Raw genomic sequence first — 14,201 nt, 5'->3', positions numbered from 1 at the left:
GATCAGCCCTGCAGGTCGCTGATCGAATCGCTGTCGGTCACATCGGCGATGCGCGACAGCCGCAAATAGAGCGACAGGCCGATGGCGACTTCGGCCGCCGCCAGCACGAGGATGAGGATGAACATGCCCTGGCCCTGGGGGTCGCCGCGGGCGCTGCCGGCGGCAACAAAGGCCAGTGCCGGGCCCGACAGCATGATTTCGAGCGACAGCAGCTGGAACAGCACGCCGCGCCGCGCCATGACGCCGAACAGCCCGATGGCGAACAAGGCCGCCGCAATGGCGAGCATGGCGGTCACTGGCCATCCTCCGGCGTGCGGCGGGCAAGGTGGCGGGCGCCGAGCAGCGCCGCCAGCAGCAGGAACGACGCCAGTTCCACCGCCAGCGCCCAGGGGCCGAACAGCAGCGCGCCGACCGCCTTGGCGGAAACCGGCAGGGCAGCGGCGGTGCCGGGGACAAGGCCAGCCAGCAGCGGCACCAGCAGCAGCGCGACCAGCAGCGCCGGCCCGCGCCAGGCACCCCGCAGGCGCGCGCGCTCCTGCGCCGCGATGGCGGGTCCGGCCTCCACTGTCATGACGACGAAGACGAACACCGCGACGATGGCGCCGGCATAGACGAGGATCTGCAGCGCCCCGGCAAAGCTCGCGCCGAGCGCGAAGAACATCGCCGCCAGTGCCAGCAGCATGGCGACCAGATACATCAGCGCATGGACGATGGTGGTGCGCGTCACCGTCATCAGCGCCGCCAGCAGCGCCGTGGCACCGGCCCAGAGGACGAAGCCGTTCATGGCTCCAGCCCCTTCACATCGACACTCGGCGGCGCGGGTTGCGCCTTGCCGGCGACATCCCAGTAGCGATAGCCCGGATATTTGCCGGTGCCGGCGATCAGCAGGTCGGGCTTGTCATAGACCAGCGACGCCCGGGCATAGTCGGCAAGCTCGAAATCGGGCGTCAGCTGGATGGCGGCGGTGGGGCAGGCTTCCTCGCACAGGCCGCAGAAGATGCAGCGCGCGAAGTTGATACGGAAGGTTTCGGGGTACCAGCGACCCTCCACCGTCTCGGCCTTGACGACCTCGATGCAATCGACCGGGCAGACGACCGCGCACAGGTTGCATGCGACGCAGCGTTCGGCGCCATCGGGATCGCGCGAGAGGATGATGCGGCCGCGATAGCGCGGTGCCAGCAGCGGCTGTTCTTCGGGGTACAGCTGCGTCTGGGTTGGTGCCAGCAGCTTGCGGCCGACCGCCCACAGCGATTTGAGCATGCCGATCATGCCACCACCAGCCAGCCGGTGACGAGCAGATTGGCCAGCGCCAGCGGCAGCGCGAATTTCCAGGCAAAGGCGATGAGCTGGTCATAACGCGGGCGCGGCAGCGCGGCGCGGACCCAGATGAAGACGAAGGCGAGCAGGCTGACCTTGAGCCCGAACCAAACCGGGCCGGGCAGCACGGGACCCAGCCAGCCGCCGAAGAACAGCGTCACCGCCAGCGCGCACACCAGCAGCACGGCGACATATTCGCCAAGGAAGAACAGCGCGAACGACATCCCCGAATATTCGGTCATGAAGCCGGCGACGAGGTCGTTTTCCGACTCCTGCAGGTCGAACGGCAGCCGGTGGGCAGCGGCGAGCGCGGCGATGAAGAACAGCACCGCGCCGATCGGCTGGACGATGATGAACCACAGGCCCTGCTGGGCAGCGACGATGTCGGCCAGGGCAAAGCTGCCCGCCAGCACCACCACCCCCATCAGCGACAGGCCGAGAAACGCCTCATAGGCGAGCATCTGCGCCGCGGCGCGCAGGCCGCCGAGCAGCGCATAGCGGTTGCGCGATGCCCAGGCACCGAGCACCAGCGCATAGACGGTCAGCGCCAGCATGCCGATGATGAACACCAGCCCCATGTCGAGCGGCGCGACGGCAAGGCCATTGCCGAAGGCGACCACGCCGAAGCCGGCGAGTGTCGGCAGCGCGGCGAGCGCCGGGGCGAGGCGGAAGGCGGCGGCATCGGCGCCCTGCGGCGGCGCGTCTTCCTTGGTCAGCAGCTTGATGGTGTCGGCGACCCATTGCAGGAAGCCGAACGGTCCGACGCGGTTGGGGCCAAGCCGTTCCTGCATGAACCCCAGGACGCGGCGTTCGACCCAGGTGAACACCCCGGCGGCGACCAGCAGCGCCGCCACGAGGACGAGCGAGAACAGCAGGACGGGCCAGGCCGCGATCATGGCCGGCCCTCCAGCCGGATGCGGCGCGGGCTGGTGTGGCGGGTGGTCAGCCCGACGTGACCGCGGGGCATGGCGGGGTCGAGCGTGAGGGCCGGCGCGGGGGCGCCATCGGCCGACACGGGGTCACCGGCGGACAGGCCCAGCGCAGCGGCGTCGGCGGGGTGGAGCAGCAGGCGCGGTGCGGGCGCCCGGGCGGCGAGGATGGAGCTGGCCTGGTCGGTCTCTCCGCCGCGGAAGGGATCGTGAAGCGGGATGAGGCGCAGGCCGCTGCCGGACGGTGGGGGTGGCGCAACAGCGACCGGGGCCGGGTGACTGCCGGCGACGATCACCGGCGCGCCGGCGAACAGCATTTGCGGCAGCGATTCGAACGCCGCGCCTTCCATCGTCCAGCTGAAGGGGGAATCGGGGTCGGTGGGCGGCGTGGCATCGCCGATGCGGCCGGCGCGGTCCGATGCGGTGCGACCGGAAAAACGTGCCGGGGCGCGGGCGATGCGGCCGACGGCGGTGGTGAAGCCGGCGCCGGGGGCGGCGTCCAGGACGGCGGCGAGGTGCGGGCAATCGTGGACCAGCGCGGCGAGCAGGCTGTCGAGGTCGGGCTCGGCTGCCCGACGGGTTTGCAGCGCGGCTCCACCCTCCCGCTCATCCCGAGCGAAGTCGAGGGACGCTCGGGATGAGCGGATTTGGTTTGTGTCGCGTGACACCGCGCCCAATGCCGCCAGCATGCGCCACGCCGCCGGCGGGCCATCGGCGATGGCGGCGAAGGCGCGTTGGGCGCGGCCTTCGTGGTTGATGAAGGTGCCGGCGGCGTCGGCGATGCTGGCGACGGGAAGCACGATGTCGGCACGCCCGGTGGTCGCGGTGTCGATGCAATCGAGCGCGATGACGGTGCGGCCGGCGAACAGCGCATCGACCTGCGCTGGGTCGCAGCGCGCGAAAAGGTCGTTCTCGAGGACGATCACCGTCCCGGCGTTGGCGGGCCGATCGCACAACGGCAGCGCGCCGAGCAGCGAAAGCCCGAGCGAATTGGTTTCGGGCGGGAACAGCGCCAGCCGGGCGCGGGCCCCGAGCGCGGCGGCGACCGCCGCGGCTGCGTCGATGATGGCGATGTCGCCGAGGCCGGCGCCGGCGATGACCAGCGGCGCGGCGGCCCCGGCAAGCGCGGCCGCGGTCGCGGCGACGTCCGCATCGGCGGCCGGCGCACCGCCGATGGCGGCCGCCACCGCATGGCCGAAGGCGGCGATGGCGTCCGGCGTGCGGCGCAGCGGCAGGGCGGCAATGGAGTCGAGGGCGTCGGGCAGCGGCGTCACCAGCGTGATCGGCGAACGGCGGCCCTCGCCGGCGACGCGGACGGCGCTGTCGAGGAACGCCGGCACGCCTTTTTGCGCCGCCAGGTCGCGCTCGGCGCCGCGCGCCATCTGGCGCAGCGAAAGCGCGGCGCGCGGGGCGGTGCCGGTCAGGTCCTCGCCCAGAACCAGCGCGGCATCGGCGGTTTCGATATCGGCGAGGCTGGCGATCTGCGCCGCCCCGGCGAGCTGCGCGGCGATGCGATCGACCAGCGCCGTCTCGCTGTCGCTGACGCCGGCGAAGAAGCGATCCGGCCCGACCAGCCGGCGCAGCGCATAATTGGCCTCCAGCGAGGCGCGGGGTGAGCCGATGCCGATGGCCGGACCCTGTGCCAGCAGCGCTGCGACACGATCGAGCGCTGCCGCCACGGCGACGGGCTGGCCGGCTGCGCGCGCATCGACCAGCCGGCGCGGCGACTGGGCGAACGTCGCACCATAGCGGCCGCGATCGCACAGGAAGTCGCCGTTGATCGCGTCGTGGCGGCGGTTGATGGCACGGCGCAGGCGCCCGGCGCGCGCCGACAGGGTGACATTGCAGCCGACCGAACAATGGGTGCAGACCGATGGTGTTTCGGCCATGTCCCACGGCCGGGCATAGACGTTCGACCAGCCCTTGTCGTTGAAGACGCCGGTCGGGCAGACTTCGTCGAGGTTGCCGGCAAACGGGCTTTCGAGAACGCCGTCCTCGGCACGGCCGAAATAGACGCGGTCGTGCGCGCCGAAGACGTCGAGATCGCGGCCGCCGGCATAGTCCCGATAGAAGCGCGTGCAGCGATAGCAGGCGATGCAGCGGTTCATCTCATGCGTCAGCAGCGGCCCCAGATACTGGTTGCGATGGGTGCGCTTCTCCGGCCCTGCCCGGCGCCGGTGGTGACCTGACGCGATGGTCATGTCCTGCAACTGGCAGGCGCCGCCTTCCTCGCACACGGCGCAATCGTGCGGGTGGTTGACCATCAGCCATTCGATGACGCGGGCGCGGAAGAAGGCGGCCTCCGGATCGGCGACCTCGATACGCTGGCCGTCGGCGACCGCGGTCATGCACGCCATCTCGATATGGCCGGGGTCATCGGGGCTGTTGTAAACCTTGACCGCGCACAGCCGGCAGGCGCCGACGGACCCCATGGCGCGGTGCCAGCAGAAGTGCGGCACCGCCACGCCGGCATCGAGGCAGGTCGACAGCAGGTCGCGCCCGGCCGGCACCGTCACCGCACGGCCGTCGATATGGATGCGCGCCGTCAATGCCGGGCTCCGATGGTGCAGCCATGCGCCAGATGGTCGTCGAAAAGGTCACCGAAGCGCGCCAGTGCCGAGCCGAGCGACTGCATGGCGCCACCCATAAGGTCGCAGAAGCTGCGTCCGCGCGGGCTGCCTTCGGCCGCCGTCATGCGCAGCACGTCGAGGTCGGTGGCGCGGGCGGTGCCGGCCTCCAGCGCGTCGAGGATGCGCGCCGCCCAGGGCAGGCCTTCGCGGCACGGCGTGCACCAGCCGCAGCTTTCGCGGGCATAGAAGCGCATGTGGCGGGCGACGACGCCGATCGGGCAGGCGCTGTCATCGAGGACGATCATCGTGCCGGTGCCGAACATCGATCCGGCGGCGGCGACATGACCGAAGTCGAGCGGCACGTCGAGATGTTCGGGGCCGAGAAAGCCGCTGGCGCCGCCGCCGGGTTGGAAAGCGCGCAGCACGCCGCTGCCCGACACGCCGCCGCAGCGGTCGATCAGCTCGCGCGCCGTCGTCCCCATCGGCGCCTCGATCAACTGCGGGCGGTGGACGCGGCCGGAGATGCCGAACAGCTTCGTGCCGCCTTCGCCGGTGCGCGACAGGGCGCGAAAGGCGTCGGCGCCCCCGGCGAGGATGACCGGCGCATTGGCGATGGTTTCGACATTGTTGACCGTCGTCGGCCGCCCCCACAGGCCGGATTGCGCCGGAAACGGCGGGCGCTTGCGCGGCACCGCGCGCTTGCCCTCCAGCGCTTCGATCAGCGCTGTTTCCTCGCCGACAATATAGCGGCCGGCCGAGCCATGGACGCGCATGTGCAGCCCGCCGAGCAGGCCCGCCGCCTCGGCCTCGGCAATGGCGGTCTCCATCGCGGCGATGCCGGTGCGATAGGCGTCGCGGACGAGCACGATCGCCTCGGTGACGTGCATGGCATGGGCGGCGATGATCGCGCCTTCGATGAGCTGGTGCGGCAGCGCTTCGAGGAACAGCCGGTCTTTGAAGGCGCCCGGCTCCATCTCGTCGCCGTTGACGATGAGGTAGCTGGGGCCGTCGCCGGGTGTCGTGCCGGGCGCCGGCATGAAGCGCCACTTCGTCGCCGCGGGAAAGCCGGCGCCGCCGCGCCCGTTGAGCGCGGCCGCCGCGACCATGTCGACGACGGCGGCCGGGGCCATGGCGCGCGCCGCCGCCACCGCGTCATAGCCGCCGAGCGCGCGCCATTCGGCCAGGCTGTGCGGCCGGCGGTCGGGCCGGGCGTGGCGGGTGAGCGGCAGCCCGGTCATTCGGCGTCGGCCAGCAGCGCGTCGAGATCGCCCGGCGCCAACGGCCCGCACAGGCGCCGGTCGCGGCCGGTGACGGCGGCCGGCGCCCGGTCGCAGCCGCCGACGCAGCAGACATTGAGCAGCGTAAACTCGCCGTCCGGGGTGGTTTCGCCAAAGCCGATGCCGAGCCGCGCCTGCACCGCATCGCGCAGCGCATCGGCGCCGTTGAGGTAGCAGCTGGCACCGTCGCACAGCATGATCAGGCGCTTGCCGACGCGGCGGCGGAAGATATGGCTGTAGAAAGTGGCGAGGTTGTCGATTTCGGCCGTCGTCATGCCGAGCAGCGCGGCGATATCGGCGACGCGGTAGTCCGACACCCAGCCTTCGGCGTGCTGGACCAGCCGCAGCGCCTCGAGCACCGCGCCGCGCGGATCGGCGTTGCCGTCGGACCCGGCGCCAACGCCGGGGGCATGGCTGGCGACGGCGTGGCGGATGTCCGCTGCAAGGGGCTCGGGCAGGCTCACCGGTCGACGTCCGACATGACGAAATCGATGGAGGCGATATAGGCGACAAGGTCGGCGACGCTCATGCCTTTGGCCACCAGCGGCAGCAGTTGCAGATGCGCGAAGGACGCGGTGCGGATCCGGGTGCGATAGCTCGTCGGCCCGCCGTCCGACACGATGGCATATTGGGTAAGGCCGCGGTGCGTCTCGATCTGGCCGGTGGCTTCGCCGGCCGGCACGTCGAGGCCACGGCTGACGCTGACGAAATGCTGGATCAGCGTTTCGATGTCGTGGCGCATGGCATTGCGGTCGGGCGGCATCGCCAGCGGGTGATCGGCCTTGATCGGCCCGCCGGGCATATTGTCGAGGCACTGGCGGATGATGCGCAGCGACTGGCGCATTTCATCGGCGCGGACCTTCGTGCGGTCGAAGATATCGCCGCGATTGCCCGTCGGCACATCGAAGTCGAACTGGTCATAGCCACCATAGGGGCGGCGCTTGCGCCAGTCCCAGTCGCACCCCGTCGCGCGCAGCTGCGGCCCGGTGGTGCCCCATTCGAGCGCGGTCGCGGTATCGAAGGCGCCGATGCCGACCGTGCGCGCCCTGAACAGGCCGGACTTGAGCACCATCGTCTCGTAATCGTCGAGGCGTTTGGGCATCCAGTCGCAGAAGTCGCGGATCATCGTGTCCCAGCCCGGCGGCAGGTCGAGCGCGACGCCGCCGATGCGGAAGAACGCCGGGTGCATCCGCGCGCCGGTGATCGCCTCCATGATGCGATGGGCGCGCTCGCGATCGGTGAACATGTAGAACACCGGCGACATCTGGCCGACATCCTGCGCCATCGTGCCATAGAAGAGCAGGTGGTTGGTGATGCGGAACATCTCGCACAGCATTACCCGGATGGTTTCGGCACGCGGTGGCACGGTGATGCCGCACAGCCGCTCGACCGCCATCAGATAGGGCAGCTCGCTCATCACCCCACCGAGGTAATCGATGCGGTCGGTATAGGGCAGAAAGCCGTGCCAGGTCTGGCGCTCCGCCATCTTTTCGGCACCGCGATGGTGGTAGCCGATGTCGGGCCAGGCCCAGGCCACATCTTCGCCATCGAGCCCCAGGACGATCTTGAAGACGCCATGGGTGGACGGATGGTGCGGGCCGAAATTGAGCTGCATCAGCTCGCTGCCGTCCTGCGTCGTCGGCAGGCCATGGGCGACGGGGTCGAAGGTCGATGCGGCTTCTTCCGCCGCGAAATATTCGGGCGTCATCCGGAACGGCGGCTTTTCGGTGGCGCGGGCATGGTGCGTCTTGCGCAGCGGGTGGCCGTCCCAGGTCGGCGGCATCAGGATGCGGCGGTGGCTGTCACGGCCGTCGAAGTGGACGCCGAACATGTCGAAGGCTTCGCGTTCATACCAGTCGGCGTTGGGATAGACGGCGGCGATCGACGGCATGCGCGGCGCATCGGCATCGCACGCGATCTTGAGCCTTATGTCGCTGTTGCGGTCGAGCGAGATCAGGTGGCTGGCGATGGTGACTCCCGAGGCGGGCTGCGCGTCGCGGTGGACGCGGGTCGTTTCGTCGATCGCCCAGAGGTCGGCGAGGAGGGGGAAGGGGCGGTCGATCTCGCTCTTGAGGAAGCGGTGGATGGCGGGCGCGGCCTCGGGGGCGATCCACAGCACCGGGAAGTCCTCGGCCGTCGGCTGCTGGGCGAGGATCGCCGGGCCGAAGCGCTGGCGCAGCGCGGCCGGCACGTCGGAAAGGTCGGCGCGAGGCTCCGCAAGCATCGTCAGGCGTCCGGATTGCGCAGGGTGGTGACTGCCATGCGCGCGGCGCTGCGGACGTCGCGGCGGGCCGGCGGGTCGAAGGCCGGCGTCATCGGGGCCGGCCCGCCGAGGGTGAGGCCGAGCGGGCGCGGCGCCGCGGCGATCTTGCCCTGCAGCAGGATCATCGCGTCGAGCAGCGCCTCGGGGCGCGGCGGGCAGCCGGGGATATAGACATCGACGGGCAGGAAGCTGTCGACGCCCTGCACGACCGAATAGATATCGTACATGCCGCCCGAATTGGCGCAGGCACCCATCGAAATGACCCAGCGCGGTTCGCGCATCTGTTCATAAAGGCGCTTCAGCGGCACCGCCATCTTGGTGAAGACGGTGCCCGACACGATAAGCAAATCGGCCTGGCGCGGCGTGGCGCGGATGACTTCGGCACCGAAGCGCGCCTGGTCGAACACCGGAGTCAGCGCCGTCGCCATTTCGACATAGCAGCACGACAGCCCGAAGTTGAACGGCCACAGGCTGTTCTTGCGCGACCAGGCGACAAGGTCGTCGAGCCGGGTGAACAGCTGGCTGCGCGCCATCGCTTCGCCTTCGGGCGTCGCATCGGCGAGGCGAGTGAGTTCGGCGGTCATGGCGTGCGGCGCTTTTTATGGCGGTCGGGGCCGGTATCGAGCGCGCCATCGGCCCAGAGATAGGCGAGCGCTGCCAGCAGCAGCACGACGAACACCGTCGCGGCGACCAGGCCCGGCCGCCCGACCTCGCGCGCCGCGCCAGCCCAGGCGAACAGCAGCGCCGCCTCGACATCGAAGATCATGAAGCAGACGGCGATGAGGACATAGGAGGCGGTGACCGGCGCCAGCCGCGCCGGGCCGGGGGGCGCGCCGCTTTCATAGACGCCGAGCCCGTCGCGCCGCGGTTCCCGCAACCACGCCGCCAGCCCGAGCGCGATGGCCAGCACCAGCGCCGCGATGCCGATGTGCAGCGCGAGCGCAAAGCGCGGGTCGATGCCAGCGAGATCAGGGGCGGCGAAAGACGGCATCGGTTCCTTGTCGATAGAAGGCACATGGCGGTGCATGGGGGTGTATGGGCAGCCGTCCCGGCGTGGCTATCAGGCAAATCCCGGATGCGCGCTTGGCGACAGCGTCCGGAAATTGCGCGATCGAAACGTCAGGCCTGTGTCATGAACACCCGACTGGCGCGGATGTCGATGGCCTCGATCACCGAAAGGTCGGCGCTGGCGACCGGGGTCGGGCTGGCGAACAGCCGGCTGGCCTGGCGCAGGCGGGCGCGGTCGAGGGCATTGCGGATCGACCGGGCATTGGCGAACAGCGGCTGCGCCTTGCGCAGGGCGATATAGTCGGCGAGCGCGTCGCGCGCCGCGGGGCTGAGGCGGTAGTTGAGCTGGCCGACCATGATTTCGCCGATGGCGAGCAGTTCGTCGTCGCCGAAATCCGGAAAATCGATGTGGTGGGCGATGCGCGAGCGAAAGCCCGGGTTGGAGGCAAAGAATCGGTCCATCGGCGCGCCATAGCCGGCAAGGATGACAACCAGGTCGTCGCGCTGGTTCTCCATGATCTGCAGCAGGATCTCGATGGCTTCCTGGCCATAGTCGCGCTCGTTTTCGGGGCGGTAGAGATAATAGGCTTCGTCGATGAACAACACGCCGCCCATGGCGCGTTTCAGCACGTCGCGCGTCTTGGGCGCGGTGTGGCCGATATACTGGCCGACAAGGTCATCGCGCGTCACCGAGACGAGATGGCCTTTCCTGAGATAGCCGAGCTTGTGGAGGATGCCGGCCATGCGCAGCGCCACCGTCGTCTTGCCGGTGCCGGGGTTGCCGGTGAAGCTCATGTGCAGGGTCGGCGCTTCGGTGACGAGGCCCAGCCGCTGGCGCACCCGGTCGACGAGCAGCAGCGCCGCGATCTCGCGGATGCGCGCCTTGACCGGGGCGAGGCCGACGAGATCGCGGTCGAGCTGGTCGAGGTCGTCGCCCAATCCGGCGGCAGCGAATTCGGCCTTCAGGTCGACCGTCTCATCGCTCATAGCGGGCGCCGTCCGGGCGATCGGTGCCATAGCCATGGGTGGTATAGGCCGTGTGACGGCCGCCGAGTTCCTGCCGCACCAGCGCAAAGCCGCTTTCCTTCGCCGGGCGATCGGTGATGAACGACAGGCGCAGCGATTCCCAGCCATGGGCGTTGTCGAACGCCGACAGGCGAATGTAATGGGTGCCGGCTACCGCCTTGCGGCAGGCGGCGAGTTCCAGCATCACCCCGGCGGCGTCGGGAATGTCGAACATCGGCGGCCCCCACATCTCCCAATAGGTGTTCCGTGGGTGCGGGTCGTCGGTATATTCCAGGTTCACCGCCCAGCCCTTGTCGAGGCAATATTGCACCTGGGCGGCGATTTGGGTGTCGCTGAGGTCGGTCAGGAACGAGAAGGTGCCCTGGGTGATGCGCATCGTCGGTCTCCTTACACCGACGCCGTGGCGGTCGGGGCGTAATCGGGGGTGTCGGTGGAGGCATAGTTGAAGGTCACGTCCTTCCACGTTTCCAGCGCCGCCTTGAGCGGGCCGCACCAGCGGGCGGCGTCGCGCAGGATCTCCGGCCCTTCGTTGGCGATGTCGCGGCCTTCGTTGCGCGCCTGGACCATGCATTCGATGGCGACGCGGTTGGCGGTGGCGCCGGCCTGGATGCCCTGCGGATGGCCGATGGTGCCGCCGCCGAACTGCATGACGCAGTCTTCGCCCAGCAGGTCGAGCAGCTGGTGCATCTGGCCGGCGTGGATGCCGCCCGATGCCACCGGCATGACGGCGTTGAGGCTGGCCCAATCCTGGTCGAAGAAGAGGCCGCGTTCGAGATGGACCGGGTTGAAGGTCTCCCGGCAGACGTCATAATAGCCCTTGGTGGTCTCGGGGTCGCCCTCCAGCTTGCCGACGATGGTGCCGGCGTGGATATGGTCGACACCCGCCAGCCGCATCCATTTGGCGATGACGCGGAACGACACGCCATGCGTTTTCTGCCGCGTATAGGTGCCATGGCCGGCGCGGTGGAGGTGGAGGATCATGTCGTTGCGGCGGCACCATTTCGACATCGACTGGATGGCGGTATAGCCGATGACGAGGTCGATCATGATGATGGCGCTGCCGAGCTGTTTGGCGAATTCGGCGCGCTCGTACATGTCCTCCATCGTCGCTGCGGTGACGTTGAGGTAGGTGCCCTTGATCTCGCCGGTGGCGGCCTGCGCCTTGTTCACCGCCTCCATGCAATAGAGGAAGCGGTCGCGCCAATGCATGAACGGCTGCGAGTTGATGTTCTCGTCGTCCTTGGTGAAATCGAGCCCGCCTTTCAGCCCTTCATAGACCACCCGGCCATAGCTGCGCCCCGACAGGCCGAGCTTGGGCTTGATGGTGGCGCCGAGCAGCGGCCGGCCGAACTTGTCGAGCCGTTCGCGTTCGACGACGATGCCGGTCGGCGGCCCGTCGAAGGTCTTCACATAGGCGACCGGGAAGCGCATGTCCTCCAGCCGCAGCGCTTTCAACGGCTTGAAGCCGAAGACATTGCCGATGATCGAGGCGGTCAGGTTGGCGATCGACCCGGGTTCGAACAGGTCGAGATCATAGGCGATATAGGCGAACCATTGCCCGGGCGCGTTGGGCACCGGATCGACGCGATAGGCCTTGGCGCGGTATTTTTCGGCCGCGGTCAGCCGGTCCGTCCACACCACCGTCCAGGTCGCGGTGGAGCTTTCGCCCGCCACCGCCGCCGCTGCCTCGATGGCATCGACCCCGTCCTGCGGGGAAATGCGGAACAGCGCGATGACGTCGGTGGCGCGGGGTTCGTAATCGGGTTGCCAATAGCCCATGCGGGCATATTCCATGACGCCCGATTTGTAGCGGGCGGCGCCTTCGGCCGGGGCGGATGCGTTCATGCCTGTGTCTCCTGTGCAATGTCCGGCCGGCGGACCCTGGGATCGAGCGCGCCGCTGGCGTAGCGTTTCGCCATGGCGGCCATGGGGATGACCTTGATGCGCGACGCCCGCCCGGCGGTGCCAAAGGCTTCGAACCGGTCGCGGCAGATCGCCGTCATCGCCGTCATCGCGGCCGCGGTGAACTTGCGCGGGTCGAACTCGGCCGGCGCGGTGGCCGCGATGCGGCGGAATTCGGCCGCGCCGGCGAGGCGCAGGTCGGTGTCGATGTTGATCTTGCGGACACCCATCTTGATGCCGCGCACCAGCTCGTCGACCGGCACGCCCCAGGTCGGGCGCATCGCGCCGCCATGGGCGTTGAAGACGTCCTGCCATTCCTGCGGCACCGTCGACGATCCGTGCATGACGATATGGGTATCGGGCAGCCGCGCGTGGATGCGCGCGATGACGTCCATCGCCAGGATGTCGCCGGTTGGCTGGCGGGTGAATTTATAGGCGCCATGGCTGGTGCCGATCGCCACCGCCAGCGCGTCGACGCCGGTAGCGCGGACGAAACGTTCCGCCTCCTCGGGGTCGGTCAGCAGCTTGTCGCGGGTCAGCGTGCCTTCGAAGCCATGGCCGTCCTCGGCCTCCCCGGCGCCGGTTTCCAGGCTGCCGAGGCAGCCCAGTTCGCCTTCGACCGACGCGCCGACCATGTGCGCCAGTTCGGCGACCTGCGCGGTGATGCCGACATTATAGGCATAGCTGGCCGGTGTCCTTGCGTCTTCCTGCAGCGACCCGTCCATCATCACCGAAGTGAAGCCGTGGCGGATCGCCGACAGGCAGGTGGCGACGTTGTTGCCATGGTCCTGGTGAACGACCATCGGCAGGTCGGGGTGCATCAGTTCCAGCGCCTCGACGATCTTTTCGAGCATGATGTCGCCGGCATAGGCGCGGGCGCCGCGGCTGACCTGGAGGATCACCGGCGCGTCGCACGCCGCCGCCGCGCCCATGATCGCCAGGCCCTGTTCCATGTTGTTGATGTTGAAGGCGGGGACGGCATAGCCATGCTCGGCGGCGTCATCGAGCAATTGCCGCAGGGTGATGCGCGCCATCAGCCCATCCTTCGCTTGTTGTCGATCAGCCGCATAATCATCGGAGTGAGGATCAACTGCATGGCGAGATCGAGCTTGTTGCCGGGAATGACGATCGAATTCGCCCGGCTCATGAAGCTGTCGTGGAGCATCGCCGTCAAGTACATGAAGTCGATGCCGCGCGGGTTGCGGAAGCGGATGACGACCATCGATTCGTCGGGTGTGGGGATCCAGCGCGCCGTGAACGGGTTCGACGTGTCGACCGTCGGGATGCGCTGGAAATTGATGTCGGTGACGGTGAACTGCGGGCAGATGAAGTTGATATAGTCGGGCATGCGCCGCAGGATGGTGTCGGTCACCGCTTCGGTCGAATGGCCGCGCATGGCCCTGTCGCGGTGGATCTTCTGGATCCATTCGAGGTTGATGACCGGGACGACGCCGATCTTCAGATCGGCATGGCGGGCGATATCGACGCTGTCGGTGACGACGGCGCCGTGCAGGCCTTCATAGAACAGCAGGTCGGTGCCCGCCGGCAGGTCGGTCCATTCGGTGAAATTGCCCGGCGTGACGCCGTGCAGCGCCGCCTCGCGATCGTCATGGACATAATGGCGGGTGCGGCCGCTGCCGGTTTCGCCATAGCTGCGAAACGTGTCCTCCAGTTCGGCGAACAGGTTTTCGCCCGGGCCGAAGTGGCTGAGGTGGCGGTTGCCCTGCGCTTCGGCCTCGGCGAGCCGGTCGCGCATTTCGGCGCGGTTGTAGCGGTGGAAGGCATCGCCTTCGATCGTCGCGGCGCGCACGCCTTCGCGGCGGAAGATCGTGTCGAAAGTGTTCTTCACCGTCGTCGTGCCGGCGCCCGACGAGCCGGTGACCGAGATGATCGGATGACGCTGCGACAT

At 68.8% G+C, this 14,201-nt stretch carries 15 protein-coding genes; all 15 read right to left on the bottom strand.

Annotated elements, in window-relative coordinates; genetic code table 11:
- Positions 1 to 2 precede the first annotated feature (2 nt).
- On the bottom strand, positions 3 to 287 hold the full coding sequence (gene nuoK, locus GGQ62_RS05555; protein ID WP_152579175.1) for an NADH-quinone oxidoreductase subunit NuoK: 285 nt from the start codon (positions 285 to 287) through the stop codon (positions 3 to 5).
- Positions 288 to 292: 5 nt separating this feature from the next.
- The gene (locus tag GGQ62_RS05550; protein ID WP_152579153.1) at positions 293 to 784 is read right to left on the bottom strand and encodes an NADH-quinone oxidoreductase subunit J; all 492 of its coding nucleotides are present in this window, start codon (positions 782 to 784) and stop codon (positions 293 to 295) included.
- Positions 781 to 1,269, bottom strand: coding sequence for an NADH-quinone oxidoreductase subunit NuoI (gene nuoI, locus GGQ62_RS05545; protein WP_152579154.1), 489 nt, complete (start codon positions 1,267 to 1,269; stop codon positions 781 to 783). Before nuoI ends, GGQ62_RS05550 begins: the two co-directional genes overlap by 4 nt.
- The gene (gene nuoH / locus GGQ62_RS05540) at positions 1,266 to 2,213 is read right to left on the bottom strand and encodes an NADH-quinone oxidoreductase subunit NuoH (RefSeq protein ID WP_167649491.1); all 948 of its coding nucleotides are present in this window, start codon (positions 2,211 to 2,213) and stop codon (positions 1,266 to 1,268) included. The genes nuoI and nuoH overlap by 4 nt, the downstream gene beginning before the upstream one ends.
- Complete coding sequence (gene nuoG / locus GGQ62_RS05535; protein WP_167649490.1) at positions 2,210 to 4,795, bottom strand: NADH-quinone oxidoreductase subunit NuoG; 2,586 nt, start codon at positions 4,793 to 4,795, stop codon at positions 2,210 to 2,212. The genes nuoH and nuoG overlap by 4 nt, the downstream gene beginning before the upstream one ends.
- Entirely contained in the window at positions 4,792 to 6,054 is a 1,263-nt protein-coding gene (locus tag GGQ62_RS05530) for a complex I 51 kDa subunit family protein (RefSeq protein WP_152579157.1), read from the bottom strand. The genes nuoG and GGQ62_RS05530 overlap by 4 nt, the downstream gene beginning before the upstream one ends.
- Positions 6,051 to 6,557 carry an NADH-quinone oxidoreductase subunit NuoE gene (gene nuoE / locus GGQ62_RS05525; protein ID WP_207790546.1) on the bottom strand — a complete coding sequence of 169 codons (507 nt, stop codon included), beginning with the start codon at positions 6,555 to 6,557 and terminating at the stop codon, positions 6,051 to 6,053. The genes GGQ62_RS05530 and nuoE overlap by 4 nt, the downstream gene beginning before the upstream one ends.
- Entirely contained in the window at positions 6,554 to 8,317 is a 1,764-nt protein-coding gene (gene nuoC / locus GGQ62_RS05520) for an NADH-quinone oxidoreductase subunit C/D (protein ID WP_152579158.1), read from the bottom strand. Before nuoC ends, nuoE begins: the two co-directional genes overlap by 4 nt.
- Positions 8,318 to 8,319: 2 nt before the next feature.
- Positions 8,320 to 8,940: an NADH-quinone oxidoreductase subunit B gene (locus GGQ62_RS05515; RefSeq protein WP_152579159.1), complete on the bottom strand. Its 621-nt coding sequence runs from the start codon at positions 8,938 to 8,940 to the stop codon at positions 8,320 to 8,322.
- Entirely contained in the window at positions 8,937 to 9,347 is a 411-nt protein-coding gene (locus GGQ62_RS05510; protein ID WP_152579160.1) for an NADH-quinone oxidoreductase subunit A, read from the bottom strand. The genes GGQ62_RS05515 and GGQ62_RS05510 overlap by 4 nt, the downstream gene beginning before the upstream one ends.
- A 128-nt stretch (positions 9,348 to 9,475) precedes the next feature.
- Positions 9,476 to 10,351 carry a CbbX protein gene (cbbX, locus tag GGQ62_RS05505; RefSeq protein WP_207790547.1) on the bottom strand — a complete coding sequence of 292 codons (876 nt, stop codon included), beginning with the start codon at positions 10,349 to 10,351 and terminating at the stop codon, positions 9,476 to 9,478.
- Positions 10,341 to 10,766 (bottom strand): ribulose bisphosphate carboxylase small subunit, encoded by a 426-nt coding sequence (locus GGQ62_RS05500; RefSeq protein ID WP_152579162.1) that lies wholly within the window; start codon positions 10,764 to 10,766, stop codon positions 10,341 to 10,343. Before GGQ62_RS05500 ends, cbbX begins: the two co-directional genes overlap by 11 nt.
- An 11-nt stretch (positions 10,767 to 10,777) precedes the next feature.
- Entirely contained in the window at positions 10,778 to 12,235 is a 1,458-nt protein-coding gene (locus GGQ62_RS05495; protein ID WP_152579163.1) for a form I ribulose bisphosphate carboxylase large subunit, read from the bottom strand.
- Entirely contained in the window at positions 12,232 to 13,326 is a 1,095-nt protein-coding gene (gene fba / locus GGQ62_RS05490) for a class II fructose-bisphosphate aldolase (RefSeq protein ID WP_152579164.1), read from the bottom strand. The genes GGQ62_RS05495 and fba overlap by 4 nt, the downstream gene beginning before the upstream one ends.
- A complete protein-coding gene (locus GGQ62_RS05485) occupies positions 13,326 to 14,201 on the bottom strand; it encodes a phosphoribulokinase (RefSeq protein ID WP_152579165.1) in 876 nt (291 codons plus the stop codon). Before GGQ62_RS05485 ends, fba begins: the two co-directional genes overlap by 1 nt.

The organism is Polymorphobacter fuscus (assembly GCF_011927825.1).
Lineage (GTDB): Bacteria > Pseudomonadota > Alphaproteobacteria > Sphingomonadales > Sphingomonadaceae > Sandarakinorhabdus > Sandarakinorhabdus fusca.
This window is presented reverse-complemented; position numbering and strand designations above follow the sequence as displayed.

What these genes read in the sequence shown, in the direction of transcription:
- nuoK (WP_152579175.1), bottom strand. Translation starts at nt 287, where the DNA reads ATGCTCGCCATTGCGGCGGCCTTGTTCGCCATCGGGCTGTTCGGCGTC.
- GGQ62_RS05550 (WP_152579153.1), bottom strand. Translation starts at nt 784, where the DNA reads ATGAACGGCTTCGTCCTCTGGGCCGGTGCCACGGCGCTGCTGGCGGCG.
- nuoI (WP_152579154.1), bottom strand. Translation starts at nt 1,269, where the DNA reads ATGATCGGCATGCTCAAATCGCTGTGGGCGGTCGGCCGCAAGCTGCTG.
- nuoH (WP_167649491.1), bottom strand. Translation starts at nt 2,213, where the DNA reads ATGATCGCGGCCTGGCCCGTCCTGCTGTTCTCGCTCGTCCTCGTGGCG.
- GGQ62_RS05530 (WP_152579157.1), bottom strand. Translation starts at nt 6,054, where the DNA reads ATGACCGGGCTGCCGCTCACCCGCCACGCCCGGCCCGACCGCCGGCCG.
- nuoC (WP_152579158.1), bottom strand. Translation starts at nt 8,317, where the DNA reads ATGCTTGCGGAGCCTCGCGCCGACCTTTCCGACGTGCCGGCCGCGCTG.
- GGQ62_RS05515 (WP_152579159.1), bottom strand. Translation starts at nt 8,940, where the DNA reads ATGACCGCCGAACTCACTCGCCTCGCCGATGCGACGCCCGAAGGCGAA.
- GGQ62_RS05510 (WP_152579160.1), bottom strand. Translation starts at nt 9,347, where the DNA reads ATGCCGTCTTTCGCCGCCCCTGATCTCGCTGGCATCGACCCGCGCTTT.
- cbbX (WP_207790547.1), bottom strand. Translation starts at nt 10,351, where the DNA reads ATGAGCGATGAGACGGTCGACCTGAAGGCCGAATTCGCTGCCGCCGGA.
- GGQ62_RS05500 (WP_152579162.1), bottom strand. Translation starts at nt 10,766, where the DNA reads ATGCGCATCACCCAGGGCACCTTCTCGTTCCTGACCGACCTCAGCGAC.
- GGQ62_RS05495 (WP_152579163.1), bottom strand. Translation starts at nt 12,235, where the DNA reads ATGAACGCATCCGCCCCGGCCGAAGGCGCCGCCCGCTACAAATCGGGC.
- fba (WP_152579164.1), bottom strand. Translation starts at nt 13,326, where the DNA reads ATGGCGCGCATCACCCTGCGGCAATTGCTCGATGACGCCGCCGAGCAT.
- GGQ62_RS05485 (WP_152579165.1), bottom strand. Translation starts at nt 14,201, where the DNA reads ATGTCGCAGCGTCATCCGATCATCTCGGTCACCGGCTCGTCGGGCGCC.